Origin of the sequence: Ruminiclostridium cellobioparum DSM 1351 = ATCC 15832, assembly GCF_000621505.1 — a bacterium.
Lineage (GTDB): Bacteria > Bacillota > Clostridia > Acetivibrionales > DSM-1351 > Ruminiclostridium > Ruminiclostridium cellobioparum.
Genome location: NZ_KK211289.1, coordinates 209174 through 231674 on the forward strand (window position 1 = coordinate 209174; position 22501 = coordinate 231674).

General features: G+C 42.3%; 20 protein-coding genes. 2 read left to right on the forward strand and 18 right to left on the reverse strand.

From position 1 onward, the window contains the following. Positions 1–14: 14 nt before the first annotated feature. The 14 genes from T344_RS0120290 to T344_RS28895 form a co-directional block, all read right to left on the reverse strand. Entirely contained in the window at positions 15–1334 is a 1320-nt protein-coding gene (locus T344_RS0120290) for an ABC transporter substrate-binding protein (RefSeq protein WP_027630206.1), read from the reverse strand. A gap of 146 nt (positions 1335–1480) precedes the next feature. Further along, positions 1481–2338, reverse strand: coding sequence for a carbohydrate ABC transporter permease (locus tag T344_RS0120295; RefSeq protein WP_027630207.1), 858 nt, complete (start codon positions 2336–2338; stop codon positions 1481–1483). A 22-nt stretch (positions 2339–2360) separates the two neighbouring features. Beyond that, positions 2361–3248 (reverse strand): carbohydrate ABC transporter permease, encoded by an 888-nt coding sequence (locus T344_RS0120300; protein ID WP_027630208.1) that lies wholly within the window; start codon positions 3246–3248, stop codon positions 2361–2363. A gap of 38 nt (positions 3249–3286) precedes the next feature. Then, positions 3287–4207: a dihydrodipicolinate synthase family protein gene (locus T344_RS0120305; RefSeq protein ID WP_027630209.1), complete on the reverse strand. Its 921-nt coding sequence runs from the start codon at positions 4205–4207 to the stop codon at positions 3287–3289. Between the two features lie 160 nt (positions 4208–4367). Then, positions 4368–5129 carry an IclR family transcriptional regulator gene (locus T344_RS0120310; RefSeq protein ID WP_004623727.1) on the reverse strand — a complete coding sequence of 254 codons (762 nt, stop codon included), beginning with the start codon at positions 5127–5129 and terminating at the stop codon, positions 4368–4370. A 178-nt stretch (positions 5130–5307) separates the two neighbouring features. Beyond that, entirely contained in the window at positions 5308–6483 is a 1176-nt protein-coding gene (locus T344_RS0120315; RefSeq protein WP_027630210.1) for an NAD(P)-dependent malic enzyme, read from the reverse strand. Between the two features lie 195 nt (positions 6484–6678). Next, the gene (locus T344_RS0120320; RefSeq protein WP_027630211.1) at positions 6679–7611 is read right to left on the reverse strand and encodes an L-lactate dehydrogenase; all 933 of its coding nucleotides are present in this window, start codon (positions 7609–7611) and stop codon (positions 6679–6681) included. Positions 7612–8030: 419 nt separating this feature from the next. Next, entirely contained in the window at positions 8031–8801 is a 771-nt protein-coding gene (locus T344_RS0120325) for a type III pantothenate kinase (protein ID WP_027630212.1), read from the reverse strand. Between the two features lie 118 nt (positions 8802–8919). After that, entirely contained in the window at positions 8920–9405 is a 486-nt protein-coding gene (locus T344_RS0120330; protein WP_027630213.1) for a hypothetical protein, read from the reverse strand. Positions 9406–9627: 222 nt separating this feature from the next. Further along, positions 9628–10608 carry a biotin--[acetyl-CoA-carboxylase] ligase gene (locus T344_RS0120335; protein ID WP_027630214.1) on the reverse strand — a complete coding sequence of 327 codons (981 nt, stop codon included), beginning with the start codon at positions 10606–10608 and terminating at the stop codon, positions 9628–9630. A 32-nt stretch (positions 10609–10640) separates the two neighbouring features. Further along, positions 10641–11321, reverse strand: coding sequence for a hypothetical protein (locus T344_RS0120340; RefSeq protein ID WP_034862494.1), 681 nt, complete (start codon positions 11319–11321; stop codon positions 10641–10643). Positions 11322–11360: 39 nt separating this feature from the next. Next, the gene (gene cphA / locus T344_RS0120345; RefSeq protein WP_027630216.1) at positions 11361–14087 is read right to left on the reverse strand and encodes a cyanophycin synthetase; all 2727 of its coding nucleotides are present in this window, start codon (positions 14085–14087) and stop codon (positions 11361–11363) included. 74 nt (positions 14088–14161) lie between these two features. Beyond that, a complete protein-coding gene (locus T344_RS0120350; protein ID WP_027630217.1) occupies positions 14162–14974 on the reverse strand; it encodes a cyanophycinase in 813 nt (270 codons plus the stop codon). 62 nt (positions 14975–15036) lie between these two features. Further along, a complete protein-coding gene (locus T344_RS28895) occupies positions 15037–15342 on the reverse strand; it encodes a hypothetical protein (protein ID WP_004623713.1) in 306 nt (101 codons plus the stop codon). A gap of 256 nt (positions 15343–15598) precedes the next feature. Here T344_RS28895 and T344_RS0120360 point away from each other — a divergent pair, with 256 nt between their 5' ends. Both T344_RS0120360 and T344_RS0120365 read left to right on the forward strand, forming a co-directional pair. Continuing rightward, positions 15599–16492 carry a DMT family transporter gene (locus tag T344_RS0120360; RefSeq protein WP_027630218.1) on the forward strand — a complete coding sequence of 298 codons (894 nt, stop codon included), beginning with the start codon at positions 15599–15601 and terminating at the stop codon, positions 16490–16492. Positions 16493–16660: 168 nt separating this feature from the next. Further along, on the forward strand, positions 16661–17749 hold the full coding sequence (locus T344_RS0120365) for a M15 family metallopeptidase (RefSeq protein ID WP_027630219.1): 1089 nt from the start codon (positions 16661–16663) through the stop codon (positions 17747–17749). Between the two features lie 371 nt (positions 17750–18120). Here T344_RS0120365 and T344_RS0120375 read toward each other — a convergent pair whose 3' ends face one another. The 4 genes from T344_RS0120375 to leuD all read right to left on the reverse strand — a co-directional run bounded on the left by T344_RS0120375 (position 18121) and on the right by leuD (position 22425). Continuing rightward, positions 18121–19896 (reverse strand): oleate hydratase, encoded by a 1776-nt coding sequence (locus T344_RS0120375; protein WP_027630220.1) that lies wholly within the window; start codon positions 19894–19896, stop codon positions 18121–18123. Between the two features lie 146 nt (positions 19897–20042). Beyond that, positions 20043–20597: a TetR/AcrR family transcriptional regulator gene (locus T344_RS0120380; RefSeq protein WP_027630221.1), complete on the reverse strand. Its 555-nt coding sequence runs from the start codon at positions 20595–20597 to the stop codon at positions 20043–20045. Positions 20598–20820: 223 nt separating this feature from the next. Next, positions 20821–21894, reverse strand: coding sequence for a 3-isopropylmalate dehydrogenase (leuB, locus tag T344_RS0120385; protein ID WP_027630222.1), 1074 nt, complete (start codon positions 21892–21894; stop codon positions 20821–20823). A 36-nt stretch (positions 21895–21930) separates the two neighbouring features. Continuing rightward, positions 21931–22425 carry a 3-isopropylmalate dehydratase small subunit gene (leuD, locus tag T344_RS0120390; protein ID WP_027630223.1) on the reverse strand — a complete coding sequence of 165 codons (495 nt, stop codon included), beginning with the start codon at positions 22423–22425 and terminating at the stop codon, positions 21931–21933. Between the last annotated feature and the right edge of the window lie 76 nt (positions 22426–22501).

The window sequence follows — 22501 nt, forward strand, 5'->3', positions numbered from 1 at the left end:
ATTCCCGGACCAACTTATTTATTATTTTTGCTGTTATACCAATTTGCAGCATTGTCCAGTTCGGTCTTTGAATCCTTGCCGCCGAATATGACATTCTGCGCTGCCTGAACCAGTTTTACCGACAACTCGGAATAATCTGCCGGGTAGAACTCAACTTTTCCTTTGCTTGCATATTCATTCCAGGAAAGCAGTTCATCATAGTTTGCCATGCTCTTGACTTCCTGGTCGTCATATACCGTCTTGAGCGCCGGAAGAACCTTTGCCTTCAACCAGTCAACCTGGCTTTCCTTGGTGAAGAATGCTTTTATGAAATCAAATGAGGCTTCGGGGTTCTTTGAGAACTTTCCTATACCCAAACTCTGTCCTGCAACCACTGCCGGACTTGGTTCATTATCCTTGAAACCCAGCATGGGCGCCGATACAATTTTATCGTTGAGCTCAGATGCTCTTATTGCAGCCGCTCTTTGTGTTCCTGCATTGCAGGAGAGTATTGTTCCTGCCTTGAATGCATCTATTATCTCATCAACTCCCAGGCTTAATGTCGACTTGTCCATGGCCTTGGAGTCCACGAGACTCTTTACATAATCCAGAGCCTGTACACCTGAATCGCTGTTGAATACCGCTTTGCCCGAATCATCAAATAATGTACCTCCGGCCGAGCGAATGAATGGAACAAAGGATTCCATGAAGCTCGCACCTTTTGAACCATCCGACAACCCAATGACAAAACCCTGTGCAAGAGCTGTTGATTGTGCGCCTGCCAGCTTGGACAGACCTGAGAGAGATGTAGGCACTTCCTTGAATATGTCATTTCTGTACCAGAATACAAAGGTTCTGCTCTCCCATGGCAGCGAATATATTTCATTATTGATTTTCAAACTGTCTGCAGAATAAGTATAGCCCTCCAGGGTGGGTATGAATTCCTCAGCGTACTTTGTCATTGGCTGGATGGTTCCGCCTGCAATATGCTGTTTCAGCATATCGGTGTACACGTTGATTATGTCGGGTCCGGTGCCTGCTGCCGCCGCCTGGATAGCCTGAGCTTCAAACTTGCTGTAATGAATGCTCTCAACCTTAACGGTATTCTTCATGGTATTATTCTTATTGTAGTTGTCAACTATGTTTTTTAAAACAACATTTCTTGGATCCTCCTGGGATTCGGGATTCAAGAAAATCCAAAGAGTTAAATCCGACCCTTCTGCCACGGCAGAACCTGACGAACTTTGTTCAGAACCTGTCTTGCTGCTTTCAGCGTTTCCGTTTGAGTTTCCTCCGCATGCAGCCAGACTAAAGACCAGCACTAATACGAGTATTACACTAACTAATCTTTTCATTTTTTATTCTCCTTTGCCCTTTAAATTATAATTAAAGCATCCAGCCTTAATTCACACTCAAAAGTCTGTTTAATATCCCATTACGCTCGTCATTTTGGTGCGAAACCCAACCAAAATGCCAAACGCAAGCTGACACGAAACAGCTTCTAACCCTTGACTGCCCCGGCAGCCATTCCATCCACGAACTTTTTCTGCAGTAAAACAAACAGAATAATTATGGGAATGATTGTTATCATGACCGCAGACAGAAGTTCTCCCCATTGGACCCCATACTGCGTAATGTAGGAATAAAGACCAACCGACACGGTTCGAAGTTTTTCATTCGTTACAAAACTGAAGGATACAAGAAAATCATTCCACACATAAACCGCTGTAAGTAATGCGCTTGACACAATTCCAGGCTGTGACATCGGAATCACGATAGTATAAAAAGTTCTGAGCCGCGAACAGCCGTCGATCATTGCCGCTTCTTCAATTGCCAGCGGTACCGAGTCAAAGAACCCTTTAAGTATCCATGTCAGCATTGGTGTTCTCCAGGAAGTGTATACCAGTACCAGCATAAACCTGGTGTTGTAAATTCCGGTTTTTACGCCCATTATATAGAGCGGAATCAGCAGTGCCACAGCAGGAACCATACTGGTCATCAGTATTCCAAACATCAGCTGGTTTTTAAACCTTATGTTGAAACGGGAAATTGCATATGCTGCGTGCCCGGCTATGACTGTTGAGACAAAAACACATAGAACCGTTACAAGTACGCTGTTTTTAAAATAGGTTGTAAAATTTGATAAGAACAGTACTTTATAATAATTTGTCGTATCCAGTACACTTGGAATAATTGTAGGCGGAAATCTGTTAATCTCTCCGGTCCCTTTCAAGGATGTCATCAATCCCCAGAAAATAGGAATTATCATGACAAAAATAAACAACAGCAAAACTATATATGTAACTACAGTTGATATGCTGAACTTTTCCTTTCCCATGGTTGAGTAACCTTTTGCCATCTTCTGTTCCCTTCTTTCATCACTAGTCTTTTTTTCTGAGGATTTTCATATAAAAAATGCTGAATAGCATGTTGAGACAAAGTATTATGATACTGCTGGCAGAGCCATACCCCAGGTGCCAGTAATCAAAACCTTCCTTAAATGCCAGTACACTCACGGTTTGAGTGGCATCGAAGGGTCCGCCCGATGTCAGGGTATATATCAGAGTAACCATGTTGAAATACTCCATGCTTTGAAGCACAACCGCCGTCAGTATTGTAGGCTTCAACAGCGGCAGCGTTATTTTGAAGAATGTCTGCAGCTTGGTTGAACCGTCTACTTCAGCCGCCTCATAGATTTCAGAGGATATTGATTGCAGGGCAGCCAGTATCAGGATTAAAACAATGGGGAAGGAATTCCACACATTGGCTAATACAACAGTAAACTTGGCTGCCAGAGGTGTATTAAAGAAGTCGACCTTCTGGCCTGTGATGGAGTAATATATATAGCTTACAGGTCCATAGTTGCTGTTGAGCAGCCATTTCCACAGCAAAGCCGTAACGGTCTGTGACAATACCCAGGGTATGATCACCAGTGTCCGGATGATTGTCCTCCCTGCAATCTTTTTGTTCAGCAATACTGCACTGATTGTTCCTAAAGGAATAACCAGAATCAAAGACATTAAAACATACGTAACCGAATTGAATATGGAATACCATCCTTTTGCCGACCCCAGTATTTCCTTGTAGTACTGCAGGCCGATAAACTCTTTTATCTGCGCATATTCCGTTGCATGCAGGCTGGTATTGATTGCGTAGAAGATAGGTGCTACAGTCATACATAATATCAAAATCAATGCCGGCGCTAAAAATACAACTGCCAATATTTTTTCTTCATTTAGTTTTTTATTTGCTTTAACTGCCCCGCTCATATTTATACCTTCCCCCCTATATAGCCTTTTGCAGCCTTTTAATCCACATACTTGTCAATAAGGTTTTTCGAAATCCTATTCAGTACCGAAATTTCTTTTTTAAAGGTTTCAGTAAGTCCATCTTCCTCCTTTACCCTGCACACCGTCGTCATGGGCAGGTTTTCAAAGGTTTTAAGATAGTATTTTGCATTTACCGGATAATACTGACGCTCAATCAGTGATGTAATTGTAAGCAGATCCGAAAGGTCTTCGGCGCTGATTTTTTCATAATTCTTACAGAGCCAGGCATACAATGACGGATGAAAGTTGGCCATTACTCCGCTGTATCCGGCAGCTCCGTCCTTCAAGGACTCAAGCAGCGTGGAGCTGTTGGCATTATACAGTTTCAAATTGCTGCCCTCTATTGCCTTCAGCTTTTTCCGGATTTCCCCGGTATCACAGCAAGTATCCTTCAGAAAGAAAAACCTGCCGGTATCGGCACACCACTTTATATTTTCAACAGATATAAGTCTTTTATACGGATAAGGACATTCATAGAAGCCTAACGGTATGTCCGGGTCTATTTTTTCCAGAAGTCTTTTGCAATTTTCCAGCCATATTTCATCACTCTCATCTTCCCCTGCCAGGCGGTTGGTTATTAAAATTACCGCATCCACACCTGTTCTCGCTATTTCATTGGTTTCTGTCACCTGATCCTCAAAGGAATCGGATACATGGCCTGAAGCTATAACCGGGACTTTGCCTGCCGCAGCTTTTACAACTTCTTTAGACAGTTTGATCCTCTCCTCAAGACTCAAATAAAACATCTCGCTCGACTGGCAAACTGCAAACAGCCCTGATACACCTTCCTTTATGTACCAATCAACAAGTTGCTCCAGCGCATTATAGTCAATTTCTTGCTTTTCATTGTAAGGAGTCAGCATGACCGGCCAAACCCCACCCGGAAATTTATTTTCCACTATAACTTCACTCCATTTCTGTATAATATATACCAATTATTCATTTTGTTCCACATCGTAGAACTCTGTTCTCAATTGTGTTGTTAAGGAAAACTTAGATAAATATACCTAAGTTTTAGCCCCTATGGATTTAAAGCGAAATATTCAATTTTTTTATTGATCAAATCCTTATTTCTATTTTTTGAATATATCTCTTTGTAAGCTCAGCTACTTCCTGTATGAAGCTCTCTGTGAATTTCAAGGAAGCTCCGCTAACACTCATGGCGGCAACTACCTGGTGCTTGGAGTCGAATATGGGCAATGCCACACACTTGACACCAAATTCATGTTCCATGTTATCTATTGCATAACCTCTGACTTTTGTGACCTGCAGTTCTTCCTTCAGAATCTTTTTATCCACTATGGTATTCCCGGTAAAGGGCACGAAATCCTGTTCCAGATAGCTTGAAATAAATTCCTCGGACATGTTGGCAAGCATTGCCTTGCCGATTCCCGTGCAGTACATTCCGGCCCGTTCACCGAAAAGAGAACGCATCAAATGGGTTGCCTGCGCAGGATAGGTAGCCTCGAGATAAAGCACCTCTCCCCGGTGGGGAACTGCGAGGTAAACGTTCTCGTTTGTAATGTTGGCCAGTTCCTGCATGTAGGGCTGGGCTATCTTGGTAATGGCAAAGGTATCCCCCAGAGCTCTGCTCAGGTTAAAAATACCGATACCCAGACTGTATTTTCCTGTTTCCTCATCCTGCTCTATATATCCCATTTGCTTGTATGTATCCAATATATTATGAACATTGCTTTTATAAAGGCCAAGCATTTCACTGATCTCGGTAACACCCAGATTAGGCTTCTTGACAAAGCAGTTTAAAACCTCGATTGCTTTGCTCAAACTTTTGATCTTAACTTCACCAGTATCGTATACCATTGCGCGCCCCCTAGTTCTATAATATAGAACGACGTTCTTTATTTCTATGAATTAATTGTATCATACCTCTTTTTCTAATGCAATAAGGAAAAATAAAAAAACAAGCTGACCATGTTATGGAAACATTGTCAGCTTGTTTAAGCGATATTATTCTAAAATCAATAACTTTTTAAAAATGTTACCTTCTTGCAACTCCGGTCTTTCTGGCTGCTTCAGCAACCGCTTCTGCAACTGTCTTTGATACTCTCGGATCGAAAGGAGCAGGAATAACATACTCAGCGTTTCTTTCAGCATCGCTGACGAGGCTGGCTATTGCGTATGCTGCAGCTATCTTCATTTCGTCATTTATTTCACGTGCTCCTACATCAAAAGTACCTCTGAAGATACCAGGAAATGCAAGAACGTTGTTAACCTGGTTCGGATAGTCTGAACGGCCTGTTCCAACAACAGCAGCACCAGCTTCAAGAGCTTCCTCAGGCATGATTTCAGGAGTCGGGTTAGCCTGTGCAAATATGATCGGATCCTTTGCCATTGACTTGACCATTTCCTTGGTAACCTGGTTGGCAGCTGAAACTCCGATGAATACATCAGCTCCGACCATAACATCCTTTAATAAACCTCTCTTGCCTTCAAGGTTGGTGATCTTTGCCATCTCAGCCTTGATTGGATTGAGGTTGTCTCTGCCTTCATATATAACACCCTTGGTATCGCAGAGAACAACTTTTCTGAGACCCATGGAGAAAAGAAGCTTGGTAATAGCTATAGCAGCGGCGCCTGCACCGTTAACAACTATTGAGATATCTTCCATATTCTTTCCAACAACCTTTAATGCATTGATAAGACCTGCTGCTGTGACTATTGCAGTACCGTGCTGGTCATCGTGGAATATTGGAATATCTGTTTCCTTCTTCAACCTTTCTTCTATTTCAAAGCATCTCGGAGCAGCTATATCTTCCAGATTTACTCCGCCGAAGCTGCCGGAGAGCAACTTGACAGTTTCAACTATGGTATCAACATCCTTTGATTTGATACAAAGCGGGAATGCATCAACATCTCCGAAAGTTTTGAAAAGACAGCATTTACCTTCCATTACAGGCATACCTGCTTCCGGACCGATGTCACCCAAACCAAGAACAGCCGTACCGTCGGTGATAACTGCTACCATGTTGTGTCTTCTTGTGTATTTGTATGAGTTCTCAACGTCCTTCTGTATTTCAAGGCATGGTTGAGCTACTCCAGGTGAATAAGCTAATGAAAGATCTCTCTTGTCCTTTAAGGGAGCTTTGCATACTACTTCTATTTTGCCTGCCCATTCTTCGTGCGCCTTAAGTGAATCTTCATAAATAGTTCCCATTTGATAATCCTCCAAACGTTAATTTAATCGATTTTTTCTTATTGCCATAAGGAACAAACAACCAATAATTCCCAGCGGCCGCCGGATTTTACTGTTATTTGTCCCTTATCTATTCTACACTATTGTGAAATCTTTCACAACCTCTTTTTTAAATTTAACCATAAAAAACTAAGCTTATCCTAATTTTTTACAAAATTAAATATCTTTTACTTCATTGATAACTGCTCTTACCTTTTCAGCCGAATCTCTCAAAAGTTGTAATTCAGCATCTGTGATGTTTAATTCAAGAACCTTTTCAGCTCCGCTGCCGCCAACTATTGTGGGAACGTTCAACAATACATCCTTGACGCCGTATTGTCCGTCAAGAACAGTACCAACAGGCATTATTGTGTTGAAGTCCTTCAGTATTGATTCAACTATTCTGTTGATTGAAAGAGCTATACCGTAGTAAGTTGCTCCCTTGTTTTTGATGATTGTAGCGCCGGCTGCCTTTACTTCACTAAACAACTCGTCCTTATTTATGCTTAAACCGTTAGCCTTTACATAGTCGTCAAATTGTGTTCCCGCAATATGAGTCTGGCTCCATACAGGAAGCTGTGAATCTCCATGCTCACCCATGATATAGCCGTGAACGTTGGCAATATCCACATTCAACGCCTGGCTGATATGTGTTCTGAATCTTGCACTGTCAAGAACAGTACCTGAACCGATAACCTTGCTTGCAGGTAAGCCTGACCACTTCTGTGTCATATATGCCAATACGTCAACAGGGTTTGATACGCTTACTATTACACCCTTGTTGTAGTATTTCATAAGCTCAGTCACAATACTCTTCATTATTGCAGTGTTTTTCTTTGCAAGGTCCAAACGTGTTTCGCCCGGTTTTCTTGCAGCACCCGCAGTTACAACGATTACATCACAATCCTTAACATCGGCATAATCACCTGAATAAACATTCATATGACCTGCGAATGATAAGCCGTGGCTAATGTCAAGAGCTTCTCCGTAAGCCTTTTCCTTGTTTACATCGATTAAAACCAACTCAGATACCAAATTGTTAATAGACATCGCATAAGCTGCTGAAGCTCCAACGAATCCTGCGCCAATTATAGCTACTTTATATCCCATACAAATTCCCTCCATTTTTTTCGCAATTGTTATAAGCGTATCACAACTTGTATTAACTTACAAACATAAATAACATGATATTCTATTATTTTCTTAGCAAAAATCGCTGATTTTCGAGATTACATTTCATATTGTAGCTTAATCTCAAGTTTTTATGCATTTCCATTTAACTTGTATACAATGTTTTCTTTTTAGCCCAGATGTATACATACCATGCAGATTTGCGGATGATTGAGCAAAATTTAACAAGGTGAATATTTATAACTTTGTTAAAAAAATAGCGCTTACAATAAAAGTGCTTACTGAAATTTGCAGGCAAAATATTTGCTGAACCTGTTTATTTCATGTAAGCACCTCTGTGTGCATTCATCGATTGAAGTTAGTGAAGCTAATATGGAAACGATGGTACAATATGTTAATCAATTTCGATTTCTTTCGTATACTATTCTGAGCCCCTCCAGTGTCAATGTCGGATTTACGTGATCAATTGTCCTGGATTCCTCGGAGAAAAATCTTGCCAGTCCCCCGGTAGCTATTACCTTTATATTGTCTTCCTGCATTTCCTGTTTCATCCGCTTAACTATATATTCAACCTGTCCGATATATCCGTAAAATATTCCCGACTGCATACTGGATACGGTGTTTTTGCCAATGACACCTTCCGGTTTTACCAGATCTATTCTTGGGAGCTTGGCCGCCTTTTGGAACAGCGCCTCCAGACTGATCTTGACTCCGGGACAGATAATACCGCCCAGATATTCCCCCCTGCCCGATACGGCGCAAAAAGTGGTAGCGGTTCCCATATCTACTATTATAAGCGGTCCGCCATATATTTCAAAGGCTGCAACAGCATTTACTATCCTGTCTGTTCCCACTTCCTTCGGATTCTGACACCTGATGTTTATACCAGTTTTGGTACCCGGACCGATGATCATGGGTTCCAGTTTGAAATACTTTTTGATTGAATGCTCCAAAGTATACATTATGGGCGGAACAACTGATGCTATGATAACCGCTTCGATTTCACCGGCTTTTAAACCGGCGTGTCCAAATAAATTGAGCATAAACATCCCCAATTCATCCGCGGTCCTCTCCTTGTCGGTTTTCAGCCGCCAACTGGCCAGAAGCTCCGTGTTCCCGTAAACACCAAGCACAATATGCGTATTTCCAACATCTACTACTAGAATCATATTCCTCCACCATTCTTAACCAGTAATCCGTAACAGCTAAATTCAATTCATGTATTGCCGGACAATACACGCTTCAGATTTTGCAGACTACGAGAAATATAAATATATTATACTCCAATTATACTCCAAGTCTCATAGTGCGAATTTCCTTTAATTCCAGCTCAATTTCTTTTTCTATTCTGGCTATATCCGCGGAAATATCCGCCACTGTCTCTTCTGCACGAGGCTTAATAGGTCTCTGGAAATGCTGTCTGACATTTTCCCTGTTTTCCTTTTGATTGTCCCTATGAAAATTTCTCTGATAATTTTCCTTGTGCTGGTTTTGTCCGTTTTCCCGTGAAGAGTTTTCCCTTACCTGATTGTCCCGGTTTTCTCTTCTCTGTGTATCCCTTTGCTGGTTAAAATCCCTTTGGTTATTATTTTCCCTCTGCTGATTGTCTCTGTCTCTTGGAGGCCTGTTGCTTCTTAGATTATGGTTGTCTTTGCGAGATACATCTGAATCCTTTTGAAAGGATTTCTGCTGTGAATTTTGATTGGCAGGCGCACCTGTTTGAACTCCATCCTTTGAAAAGTTTTTTCTTGGGTAATCATTCTTTTTAACCACTTTTTTATTCCTCCTAAGCTTTCTGTTCAGCTAAATATAATCAATTTTAAAATATAATCCAGCCTTTGTTATCATAGCATATATCCCCTCTATTGACAATGTACAACACGCCTCACGCCGGCTATTTTGCCACCTTTCTTTGTCGTCGTACTTGGCTTGCGACAGGGCAAAGACGTACAGCAATGCGTTGTGCCGCGTACTCTTGATATACGGCTTAATTTTTTATACGTATCCCAGCAGACCTCTGACCTGAACCTCTCCCGCTGAAATCTCCCTTACAGTGCCATCCTTACATTTTACAACAAGTTTTCCATCCGGGGCAACGGATTGTGCAGTGGCAATGTATTCCATATCCCTGCTTACAATCTTCACTTCCCTGCCAAGGGTAACCGAGTATTTATTCCATCTGTCAATAATATCTTCTGTATTTTTCTCAAGCACTTTATTATACATTTCTTCAAAGCAGGTCAATATGCCCGCAAGCAGCTTCACCCTGGAAATTTTTTTGCCTGCGTGTATCTGCAGAGAGGTGGCCTTGTCCTGAATATCCGCATCGAATTCGCTGAAACTCTGATTTACATTAATGCCAATCCCGACCACTACATAATTTACATGCCCCGGCTCGGCACTCAGCTCGGTAAGTATTCCGCACAGCTTGCTGTTCCCCAATATTATATCATTGGGCCATTTGATTCCGCAATTTATTCCCAGATCACGGAATATTCCCTCGACAACAGCAACAGATGCCGCAAGAGTGATTATCTGAACCTGCTCGGGCTCCAGATCCGGTCTGAGAACAATTGAAAACCACAGTCCCCGGTTGTTGTCAGACTGCCAGAGTCTCCCGACACGGCCTCTTCCCAGGGTCTGCCTTTCGGCAACCACTACTGTCCCGTGGGGACAGCCATCATTAGCAATTTTTTTTGCATGGTTATTGGTAGAATCTATTTCATCAAAATGTATAAGTTCTCTTCCGATATGCTGTCCTTCAGGGACATAGAGTTCTCTTTCATCAAGTATATCCGGCAACTCTATAAGTCTGTATCCTTTTCTTGAAGAAGACTCTATGTTATAGCCTTCTTTTCTCAGTTCATTTATATGCTTCCATACTGCGGTACGCGAAACCCCCAGACTGTTGCTGAGTTCCTCACCCGATACGTATTCCCGCTTTTCTTTAAGCCTATGTAAAATAAGATTTTTCAAATTGCCTGGTCACCATCCCTTATAACAATAAATCATGTTATATTAATTATCTGATCCGCCTCACACCGTTCATTAAGCCGGTCCAACTCAGGGAATTGATCCTGCCGGGGTCTTTTTAAACAATATGTTTTCCCTGCCGGAGTTCTGAACACCGCTGTTCTATTCTGAGGATTCTCCAGTTTTTCCAGATAGTTTCCTTCTGCAAGTTTATCAAAGAAGTAATACAGTAGAAAATCATCAGATTCTGCAAGCTGTTCCCTCAATTCCTGCAAAATATTGTTTATATATAGTTCTTCCGAATTTGTATAAATAACCGGCGAATCCATTCTTTTATCAAGTACTGCCGCCTCTCCGGGGAGGATTGTGGTAGTTATCAGGCATTCCGGCAGTCTGTAAGTCCCGAAAATATATTTTTTTACAGGTATGATCGATTTATAATACAAATCCATACTATAATCAGTATCCGATGCATTTTCAAATAGAAATCTGTCTGCTACAAAACATTTCTCGCTTTTCACCTGTATTTTCAGACATGTAAAATCAGAGGATCTGTATAATTCCAGATTGTCTTTGGGATTTAACAGACCCGAGAAGCACATTACCTTCTCGGGGCCTATTAAAACTTCCCTGTTATGACAAGCAGACAGTTTTAATCCGCACTCCAATATATTCGACACATTTTCCGTTTTGACATAATAATAGACCTCTACCATTAACACACCCCATGAATCCGCCTCATTTCTTTCATTATATTACAATTCTCTGAATTCCACCATATCGGGTTTTGTCAAAATACTGTTTAAAAGTATTGGAGCAACCTCCGTTTTGTCCTTTGTCATATCCTTCAGACTGTCCTCAAGTACCTGATTCACTTCTTCCTGTTCTTTCTTGAATTTGGTTATCACCTGTACAGCCGGATCAAATTCCTCATAAAACAATGCTATCAAATCGCCCGGCTGGCCGTCCAGCATGGCCTTTTCAAGTGCACCGGTTTCGCTTAATATTATCTCGATATTTTCCTTTTTAAATCCTGCACCTAATATACTTGACTCAAATAATTCCGCAACTTCTCCTTTTTTCCTGCCTCTTAAGTCCTTATCTTCCTTGATGTAAATTTTATCGAAAGACCTCCCGCACAGCTCGCCAACTTCCTTTATATTTGCATCCATCCTGTCTCCGGGCATTCCCACAATTCCCACCAGCCGCTTTGCCTTTGTTTTCTGCATGAATCTTATAACCGCCGAGTAACCTGCTATGTTGTGGCTGTAATCTATCATTACCTTAAAGGTCCCCATATCAAAGATGTTAAACCTTCCCGGGTTCAGTTCGATATCAGGCCGGAATGTACTCATACCTTTTTTTATTACATCCACGGATATATTAAGCCCGATCAATGCTGAAATTGCAGCCAGAGAGTTTTCTATATTGCAGTCTACCAAACCTCCGTAGGTTATGGGGATATCCACCAGACTGATAACAGGCTCCCTTTTTCCATTTCTGAGTATCCAGATGTAATTATCTCTCACAAATACGGCGATATTTTCCGGATTCTTACTGTGCTTCTTTATAAGCGGGTTTGACATAGTCCTTCCGAACAATATCACCCTGCTCCTCACCCTGTTCAAAACATAGGGTGTCATGCTGTCATCGGCGTTGAGAACCGCATAGCCCGACCGCTTGACCGCTTCTATTACCAGGGCTTTTGTTTTTGCCAGATCCTCCAGGGTATTGATTCCGTCAATGCCCAGATGATCGTCGCTGATATTTACCAGCACTGCCACATCAGCCAGATCATACCCCAGGCCTTTTCTGATAATCCCGCCTCTGGCTGTTTCCAGTACAGCCGCTTCGACCTTTTTGTTGGCCAGTACCACGTTGGCACTCACCGGACCGGTAGTATCGCCTTTCTGGATACATTCATTTCCTACATATATTCCACTGGTGCAGGTCATACCCACTGTCAGTCCGGTCAGCGCCAGAGTGTGCCTGATCAGCCTGGTGGTGGTAGTCTTGCCGTTTGTACCCGTGACTGCCACTATTGGAATGCTCCAGCAGCTGTCTGGATACATCATATCAATAATATCATTTGCAACATCCACAGGTTTTCCCTCAGAGGGATACAGGTGCATCCGAAGCCCTGGAGCCGCGTTTACTTCAATAATTGCACCGGCATTCATATCCAGCGGTATGGAGATATCTTCAGAGGCAAAATCAATCCCTGCAACATCAAGCCCAACCGCACGTGCAGCTGCTATTGCATACTGTGCATTCTTGGGGTGGATATCTTCGGTACAGTTTCTGGCAGTACCGCCTGTGCTGATATTTCCATTTTGCCTCAGTCTTACAATTCTTCCAGCCTCCGGAATACTTTTCAGGGTCAAACCCTGTGACTTCAGACATTTTTCTGCAATATCATCCAGTTTTATATATGTCAGAGGTTTTTCGTGATCCTCCCCTCTCAGAGGGTTCTGATTTTCCTGTTCAACAAGCTGTTCCACAGTACTTCTGCCGTCCCCGGTCACCTCAGGAGGCCTTCTCTCCGCCACTGCGCTTACGCGCCCCCCTATCACAAGCACTCTGTAATCCTTTCCGCTTATATACCTTTCCACAATAACTTTTTTTGAATATTTTCTTGCTTCTGCAAATGCCTCCCCCAGCTGGTCACCGGATGTTATATTGACTGTGACGCCTTTTCCCTGATTGGAATCCAGAGGCTTCAGCACCAGGGGATAACCTACCTTTTGTGCCGCCTCCTCCACTTCCTCGATGCTCTTGGCTGCTGCACCGTAAGGCACGGGAATATTGCCGTCGGCTAATATTTTCTTGGTAAGCTGCTTGTCCGACACCATATCTACCGATATGCAGCTGGCATTATCGGTCAGCGATGCCTGTATTGTCCTTATACCCTTCCCGTAGCCCATCCTCAGCATACTGCCGTTACCAAGCCTGACCACCGGGATACCCCTGTCTACAGCGGCGGTATAAATGGCTTTTGTGCTTGGTCCCATATCGGTTTCCAGGGATAATTTCTTCAGCGCGTTCATTATTTTCCAGATTTCAATATCTTTTCCGGCAGCAAAGCCTTTGAGAATTTCTATAGCCTTTTTGCCGCATTCTACGGCAAGTGTTTCATTTATATATTCATATATGATATAGTACTTCGAGGTCGTACCGATCTGCCTGGTCTTTCCATGATTCACGTTATACCCGAGTTTATTTTGCAGCTCTATGATCAAGTGTTCTGCAACATGTCCCATGTAAGTGCCTTCGGCCAGACGTTCGCCAAAGCCTCCCGCATAACCGACTCCGCAGGTATGTTCAGCCAATTCGGGAAAATTTTCCAACAATTTTTCATTAAAGCCCGGTATATCCTTTGTTGGTCCTGACTCAAAAATCCCAATATCAACAATCATTCTTACCACAGGTTTGTGACTATATATATTTCTGCCTTGAAAGCAATAAATGCTTTGAATTTGCACCGTAAAACCCTCCTAATATTGTTACTATGCAATATGAATATTGATTCATTTTGTTAGTTTTTGTTAGTTTGAAGTTATGAATTTTTCTTCTGAACACACCTCCGGCCAAGATCAAAGCCATAGCCATTGGGCAATACATGAATTGTAACATTTGACAGTGCTATTATATCTTCGGAATTCAATTCCGAAACATTTGAGTTCTGAATGGTTCTGCCGTCAATAACCGTAACGCAGTTGGTGCCCACAACTTCAAAGGAAGCATTGGCATGAACCTTAATTGCGGTATCCTCATCAATACCAATGCCAAGAATAGACGGATTCTGGGCAACACCTACAAGAAGCCTCCCCAGCCTGCCTCTCTGCTCAAAATGCTGATCCAGTATAACCTGTTCCATAAGTCCGAGTCCGGGTGACATCCCCAATGTGCATTTCCTTGCAGCCGAATTACTGTTGCCGTCGACAATCATAACACTGCTCATGGCAGATGCACCTGCACTGGTTCCTATAATCGGCACTCCCTTTCTATATAAGTCCAGAAGTACTCCAAAGGTTTTCGTTCCGCCTAATATGCTTGTTATTCTTAGCTGATCTCCTCCTGTAAAAAAAACTCCTGCTGCACCTGATATCCTTTGTGCTACAGAGTCGTCATTTGCATCGCTTCTATTGTCAATATTTAAAACATCTATGTTCTGTACTCCAAGCCTGGAAAAAACTTTCCTGTATTCTTCTCCAACCTCCTGGGGCTTTTGTGTTGCAGTTGTCAAAACAGTTATTTTGGCTTCAGGTCCTCCGCACATTTCTATAGCATGCTTAAGGACACTGCTCTGTCCCCACTTATCTTCAGCTCCCCCTATGATCAATAAGTTACCATTAACTAGCTCACCCATTATTTTCCTCCAATTTAAATAAAAATAAATCCACCTTTACGAGTTCGTAACGCTCGCCGGGACTATATCATAAGCGGAAGCTGTAAACCCGCCACTGATAATATATTTAATACATCTTTGGCCAAACCAAGAAACTTACTGCTAAAAGCAAGCCCCAACCCCATAAGAACAATGGAAGTTACTACAAGGAAAACTCCAAGCCTGCTTTTATTATTTTTGGTTGCAAGAATTCCCGAAATAACACCAATCATTCCAAATACAAAGGGATAAAAGAATAGTGATAAAATAGCTGACATCCAACCGATAAAAAGAAAAAGTATTCTTTTTACGTTTTCATAATGATTTGTAATTCCCTGAACATTATCCATAATGTACTCCTCATAAAGCCTTGCACTATCTGTTTTATTTCTGTTTCATAGCGTATTATTTACAGTTTATACAGTTAATATTCACTTTTAAAAACAGTTGAAATCAAGGATTCTGCAAGTGCAGCTGCCAAAACTTTCATTAAATATATGCTTGCTGACCCGGTAAAACATCATAGAAATCATATATTCTCTTGATATACTTTTCGTGATGTGAGAAAATTATACCTTAAAGACATTAATATGGGGATTTTGTAAAATGAATAGAGATAGAAAAAACAATAAATTATTCGCTTTGATAGCTATTACTGCTACAGTAATATTTTGGGGTTATTCATTCGTAAGTACAAAAATTTTACTCAATGACCTTCCGCCCATCACCATTGCATTTTTCCGTCAGGTAATAGCCGCCGTGGTACTCGCTGTCATATTATACATAAAAAAGCTGTTTGTGAGGATGCCGGCAAAAGATGTTTTTCTCCTGTTTGCCTCCTCTTTTTTCGGAATAGTTTTATATTTTTTATTTGAAAATATGGGTTTAAAATATACAACTGCCTCAAACGGTTCGATTATCGTCGCTGCCGTACCAATTTTTACTTTAATAACAGAATCGCTGTTTTACAAGTTTAAAATAACCTCCAGGGTAATTGTCTGCGTCATCATTTCAATAATCGGGGTCTTCCTGGTTATTTTCGAGAAGGGTCTGGATTTTTCCTCGGGCTATACCAGGGGAAATCTTCTGATGATCGGTGCCATGGTTACCTGGGTCATATATACCATTATCTGCAAAAGCCTGACAGGCAAATATAACGGTATCGTAATAACCGCCTATCAAATGGGAGCAGCCTCTGTGCTTTTTATACCCCTTATCATACCTGAATTTAAACAATGGCAAAGCCTGTCGGCCTATTCCCTGGCCAACCTGCTGTATTTGGCCCTGTTTTGCTCAGCATTGGCATATTATCTGTACAATGTTGCAGTTAAAGGCCTTGGGGCCACTGTCTCATCGATGTTCCTGAATCTGATTCCCGTGGTGTCTATTATAGGAGGTGTACTGGTGCTTGGTGAAACCGTTTCATTTATACAAATCGGCGGCATGCTGCTGATAATGTTCAGTTTAATATTCGTCAGGGGCAGAAATATTGAAAGCTGAAGAAGTTGTTTAAATATTACCGGCTCTCTTAAACTCCATATCATGAACCCCCGTGGGCAATATAAGGACCAAATGTAAAATTTCCAGGTTAATAATTAAAATTGGTAAATTTACGTATATTAATAATACCTTTTATCCCACTAAAGTTTATTATGGAGGAAACTGAAATTGAAAAAAGCCGCTTGCATAGTTGTTCTCAGTATATTCTTTGTCGGCTGCACAAACCTCTCCCAACCAAATGTCATAGGTGACAAAACAGAACTGATGGCTTTGCCCGAAAATACTGCCGATAACACCGGGACACACAATGTATCCGATGCCAAAAATTCCGGGGCAGCGAAGGCTCCCGACATGTTTGAAGTTATTGAAAAACCGCGCTCTGAAAGCTTCAATCCGCTTTATAAAATCACAGTCAGCCAGGAGCCTGTTAACATATATGGCCGAAATAATAATATATATATCACATCTCATGAGCTTAATGAAATAAACCTGAAAGCTTTAAAACAAATAGAAACAGATAATACCGCCGGCAGCAAACTTCTGGTCAATAAGGACAATCCCCTTCCTGAAAATTTTATACCTCAAAATCTGGTCAATATCGACTCCGGCAAGGTAAAGCTGGAGTACCAGGAACTCAAACTGCTGCCAGTTACTCTCAAAGCCCTGTATTCCATGGTAGAAGCCGCAAAAGAGGATGGTGTAAAAGGCTTTATAATAAACAGTGCCTACAGGAGCCTCACAACTCAGCAGCAAATATTTGACGCCAACCTGAGCGGGTTTAAGAAAAGCTCCAAAACTTATGAGGAAGCCTACGCAAAAACAAGACAGCTGGTGGCACTCCCGGGTAATTCCGAACACCACACCGGACTGGCCGCCGATATCTTCAGTGTGAGCGGACGCCATAGGAACGATTTTAATGGCACAAAGGAACAAGTCTGGCTCAATACCAATCTCCAGAAATACGGCTTTATAATCAGGTATCCCCAGGACAAGACAAAGGAGACCAATGCTGTCTATGAACCCTGGCATATAAGGTATGTTGGTATTCCCTTAAGTATATATATGAAAGAAAGAAACCTCTGTCTCGAAGAATTTTACAGTAAGATATTTTCAGGTGAGGTCTTGGGAGACAATGAAAGTGCATTTATGGGAATTAAGAAAACACAGCAGGTATTTACCGATGAAGAACTTACGTCTAAAGTTTCCCTGGAGAGAATCAATGAGGATAATGCACTGCTGACTTTACAGCTGGGGTAGCAGGTGCTTTCCGTAGCTTGAAATTGTAGTAATTGAAATTTTGTTTTTGCTTTACGGATAGATTTAAATCAGTATCAACTGGTACGCGAGTACAACTTCATGAAATAAGATGCACGGTCAAAAACAATTGCGGTAAATTGTCGACGAAGGTAAAGTGGTTTTGCCGGCAAAGCAACAGGACGTTGCTTTGAGCTTCAAATCGAGACAGGAGGTCGAGTTTGAGCGACGGTAAAACCGCTTTAAATGAGGCGATACAATTTTCGCAATTGTTTTGGGTGCGTCCTTATCTTATGAAGTTAGTACGGGAGTTCCCAGTTGATATAAAAATATTACCTTAGTAAAGTATAAATTAAATTAACTGGCACTGCAGGTTAAATTAATTTATACCTTTGAAGCAATTCTTCTATAATTGTTCCCGCTACCTTCTTGAGTACCCTCTTCTCCACAAGGTTGGCAATGAATGGAAGCTTTATATCGGTGAGCTTCTTACCATCCATCATTTTGGAGGTTGAGTCCAGGAGCACTCTCACGTCATAGCAGGAATTGAAAACCTCCGGAACCCCCCGGTCCACGTCCAGAAGCGTGTACACTGCTTCCATTGCAGTTCTGACAGAATATTCTGTTGTAAATACCGTATCACGTACCGTATCTGCAAACTGTCCAATAAACGCAAAATTTACGCTGCCCTCAGGAACTACCTTTGGCCTGTCCCCTTTTGTCCTTGGCATAAAGAATGCAGTTATATACGGCATCATGCATGGAATACAGTGTGCCCCCGTCCTGGCCATTTCAGGGATTTCATGTTCTGGCACACCCATATGGTAGAGCCATTCCTGCACGATCTCATTTCCGGTACACTCCCTCATGGGCTTCTTTATAAAGTCCCCCGGAACATCGGTATACAGTCCGTAAACCCATACCACCAGCTGACCCTTGGGCTGCTCCCTGAAGTGCGGCTGGCGGTTAAGAGTATAGCTCATAAGCCAGCTGGAATCTTTTACGGTAATAATACCTCCGGTGACAACTTTCCCCGAAAACGGATCCCGTTTGCACATTTTCTCAATGTATTTGGGAATTCTGTCATCAAGTGTTGTTACCGTTGCAGATTCCCAGTTGGTAGCACCGATGTCCGAACAGAATTTTCCCGGCCGCCCGAAAGCCGGGTCCTGCGCCGCGATATTCTTCCACAGCTGCCAGCAGCCCCCTTCACCCGGATTGGTATTCATTTCGGGTGCATGGTCATCATCCCCCAAAGTGGAATTTTCAGTACAGCTCCCATTGGTTACAAATACCAAATCGTCCTCTACAAGATCAATTGTTTCTTTTCTGCCTTCGTGTACAAGGACAAGCTGCTTTGCAACCTTTTTATTTCCCCTGATGTCAAAGATGACATTGGTAACCTGCGTGTCATACTGGAAGTGTACTCCATGTGCTTCCAAATATTTTATCATAGGCAGGATAAGTGATTCGTACTGGTTGTATTTTGTAAATTTCAGTGCTGAGAAATCCGGCAGTCCTCCGATATGATGTATGAAGCGCTGCAAATACAATTTCATTTCAAGGGCACTGTGCCATTTCTCAAAAGCAAACATTGTTTGCCAGTAAAGCCAGAAGTTTGAGGAATAAAATTCATTGTCAAAAACATCATTAATTGTTTTATCGTACAAATCCTCATCCTTTGTCATAAACAACTTTATTATCTGCATTGAAGCCTTTTCCGACAGCGTAAATTTTCCGTCGGTGTGTGCATCCTGCCCGCGGTTTACCGATGCGCGCATGAGTGAATAGTTCGGGTCATGCTTATTGAGCCTGTAAAATTCGTCAAGGACCGATATCCCTTCGGTCTCCATGGATGGAATGGACCGGAACAGATCCCAGAGGCATTCGAAATGGTTTTCCATCTCCCTCCCACCCCGGATTATAAAACCCTTTTGGTCATCCCTTATACCGTCACAGGCGCCGCCTGGGAGCTTCATTTCCTCAAAGATATGAATATGTTCGCCTTTCATTTGTCCGTCCCGGACCAGGAAACATGCCGCTGACAAAGCAGCCAGACCGCTTCCTACAAGATAAGCAGATTTTTTATCAACGTCCTTCGGTTTTTCAGGACGTGCAAAGGCTTCATAGTTACCGTTTGAATAATACATAATTACCGACCTCCCATAATCAATTGAAATCATACTTATACTATAATTATTGCCTGCAATAAAATGAATAGACAAAAAAGCCGCCGTGCCTAAAACTTTGACACAGCGGTGATATTGTTTAAAATTTATACATAAGGGCATATTTGTCAGGTTCTGTATTTCTCCAGTGCCCGCTTTATGTCTCCCTGGATGAGTGTGCTTATATGCTCTACTATCTTTTCAGGGTCGTCCTTCATACCTCTTCTGATCCAGTCAAGCATCAAGCCCACAAAGGCAAATTTGTAAAAATCGGCAATGAATTTTTTATCGTTATCTCTTACAGCCATTCCCGCCGCCTGCTCCTCAACAACTCCTATGAGCAGATTGTACGTGACATCATAAAGATAACGCTCCAATTGATCACGGCTTATGGAATGATATGTGTTTATAACTAAATTTTTATTTTCAAGTGCATATTCAAACACCTGCAAAAAACCCTGCTGCCAGGTATCATAGGTCTTTTTCCCGTTCAGGGCAGCAGCAGCCCCCGTCAGGAACATCCACTCCACCAGGTCATAAATATCCTGAAAATGATAATAAAAAGTCTGCCTGTTTACTCCACAGTCCTCTACAATATCAATTACTGTGATCTTGTCAAGCGGCTTCTGTGAAAGAAGTTTTTTTAAAGAGGCTGCCAGAGCCTTTTTTGTTATTTGCGACATAATTCTCCTTAAATTTCCAAGTAGTACCGTCAGGTTAAGTTTATTATATCATTTTAGTATCAGGCTGTTCCAATAAACTCCTATACTCTAAAACAAAAACACAGCTGTGCACCGGGACAGATCGGTCTCCCAGTGCATAGCTGCGTTTTTTGAATTCCAGCACACTTTAATTGTGCTCTAATTAGCTATAAATATAGCATAATGGTATTTTATTATGGTACCATTATTGAAGCTCGGCCCTGATGATTCTGCCCATTTCCCCGGTTCCCACCACAGTAGTTCCGGCTGAGGCAATATCCCCCGTTCTAAAGCCTTTATCCAGCACCCGCACAACCGCACTTTCAATAGCGTCGGCTTCAGCAGGCAGGTCCAGGGAATATCTGAACATCATAGCCAGTGAAAGTATGGTAGCAATAGGATTTGCCTTATCCTGTCCCGCAATGTCGGGTGCAGAACCGTGTATCGGTTCATATAGGCCAAGCCTGGTGGCACCCAGACTTGCCGAAGGCAGCATGCCTATCGACCCTGTAATCATTGAGGCTTCATCCGATAAAATATCACCGAATATATTACTGGTGAGTATCACATCAAACTGTGCGGGATTTCTCACCAGCTGCATTGCAGCATTGTCAACATACATATGGCTTAAGGCCACTTCCGGATAGTCCTTTGCAACTTCTTCCACCACCTGCCTCCACAGTCTTGAGCTTTCAAGCACATTGGCCTTGTCCACAGACATGAGCTTCCTGCCCCGCTTCATAGCTGTTTCAAAACCCACTTTTGCAATCCTCACTATTTCAGCCCTGCTATACATTTCGGTGTCATAAGCGGCCTCTCCGCCTTCAGTATCAAGTCTGCCTCTCTTACCGAAGTAGATTCCGCCCGTGAGTTCCCGTATAACCATTATATCAACGCCGTTGCTTATTATTTCCGACTTGAGCGGGGATGCCTCTTTAAGAGCACCGTATATAATTGCTGGTCTGAGATTTGCATAAAGTCCCAGTGCTGCCCTGATTCCCAGAAGCCCTGCTTCAGGCCTCAAATGCCCCGGAAGCGTGTCCCACCTGGGACCGCCTACCGCACCCAGCAAAACTGCATCACTGCCTCTGCAGGCGTCTATTGTGGACTGTGGCAGCGGTACTCCATGCCTATCTATTGCAACTCCGCCCATATCAGCTTCAGTCAGCTGAAAGCTGTGTCCAAATTTGCCGCCTATCAGCTTAAGTACTTCCAAAGCCTCCCTTATAATATCAGGACCTATTCCGTCTCCCGGAAGCACAGTAATTTTAAAATTCATGATCTCATCTCCTCTTTACTTAAGCTGCTGCCGAAACTATTTCGCCAATGACTTCTTAATATATTCAACCAGGCCGTTTGCAGCAATCAATTCCTGCATGAACTCAGGGAAAGGCTGTCCCTGATAGGTCTTCCCTGTTGTAAGATTTTTGATTACACCTTTATCAAAATCTATCTCTGCTTCATCCCCGTCTTTGATGTCCTGGGCCGCCTCAGGGCACTCCAGGATAGGAAGCCCGATATTTATGGCGTTTCTGTAAAATATTCTGGCGAAGGTTTCGGCTATGACACAGGATATTCCCGATGCCTTGATGGCAATGGGAGCATGTTCCCTTGAAGAACCGCAGCCGAAATTTTTGCCGGCAACCATTACATCTCCCTTTTGCACTCTTGCGGTGAATTTTTCATCAAGATCCTCCATGCAGTGGCTTGCAAGTTCGGCAGGATCTGTTGTATTCAAATACCTTGCAGGTATGATTACATCAGTATCAACATTGTTTCCATATTTGATGACTTTACCTTTAGCGTTCATAATTTCACTCCATTTCCGGCGTACCGCCCGCAGCATATAATAATTCTCAATAGAATTTGTCGTAATATTTTAAATT

Excerpts from the sequence above, each read along its gene's own strand:
- T344_RS0120290 (WP_027630206.1), bottom strand. The coding sequence starts at position 1,334 with ATGAAAAGATTAGTTAGTGTAATACTCGTATTAGTGCTGGTCTTTAGT.
- T344_RS0120380 (WP_027630221.1), bottom strand. The coding sequence starts at position 20,597 with ATGTCGCAAATAACAAAAAAGGCTCTGGCAGCCTCTTTAAAAAAACTT.
- T344_RS0120300 (WP_027630208.1), bottom strand. The coding sequence starts at position 3,248 with ATGAGCGGGGCAGTTAAAGCAAATAAAAAACTAAATGAAGAAAAAATA.
- leuB (WP_027630222.1), bottom strand. The coding sequence starts at position 21,894 with ATGAATTTTAAAATTACTGTGCTTCCGGGAGACGGAATAGGTCCTGAT.
- T344_RS0120295 (WP_027630207.1), bottom strand. The coding sequence starts at position 2,338 with ATGGCAAAAGGTTACTCAACCATGGGAAAGGAAAAGTTCAGCATATCA.
- leuD (WP_027630223.1), bottom strand. The coding sequence starts at position 22,425 with ATGAACGCTAAAGGTAAAGTCATCAAATATGGAAACAATGTTGATACT.
- T344_RS0120325 (WP_027630212.1), bottom strand. The coding sequence starts at position 8,801 with ATGATTCTAGTAGTAGATGTTGGAAATACGCATATTGTGCTTGGTGTT.
- T344_RS0120320 (WP_027630211.1), bottom strand. The coding sequence starts at position 7,611 with ATGGGATATAAAGTAGCTATAATTGGCGCAGGATTCGTTGGAGCTTCA.
- T344_RS0120315 (WP_027630210.1), bottom strand. The coding sequence starts at position 6,483 with ATGGGAACTATTTATGAAGATTCACTTAAGGCGCACGAAGAATGGGCA.
- T344_RS0120350 (WP_027630217.1), bottom strand. The coding sequence starts at position 14,974 with ATGGGTGAGCTAGTTAATGGTAACTTATTGATCATAGGGGGAGCTGAA.
- T344_RS0120375 (WP_027630220.1), bottom strand. The coding sequence starts at position 19,896 with ATGTATTATTCAAACGGTAACTATGAAGCCTTTGCACGTCCTGAAAAA.
- T344_RS28895 (WP_004623713.1), bottom strand. The coding sequence starts at position 15,342 with ATGGATAATGTTCAGGGAATTACAAATCATTATGAAAACGTAAAAAGA.
- T344_RS0120360 (WP_027630218.1), top strand. The coding sequence starts at position 15,599 with ATGAATAGAGATAGAAAAAACAATAAATTATTCGCTTTGATAGCTATT.
- T344_RS0120340 (WP_034862494.1), bottom strand. The coding sequence starts at position 11,321 with ATGGTAGAGGTCTATTATTATGTCAAAACGGAAAATGTGTCGAATATA.
- T344_RS0120310 (WP_004623727.1), bottom strand. The coding sequence starts at position 5,129 with ATGGTATACGATACTGGTGAAGTTAAGATCAAAAGTTTGAGCAAAGCA.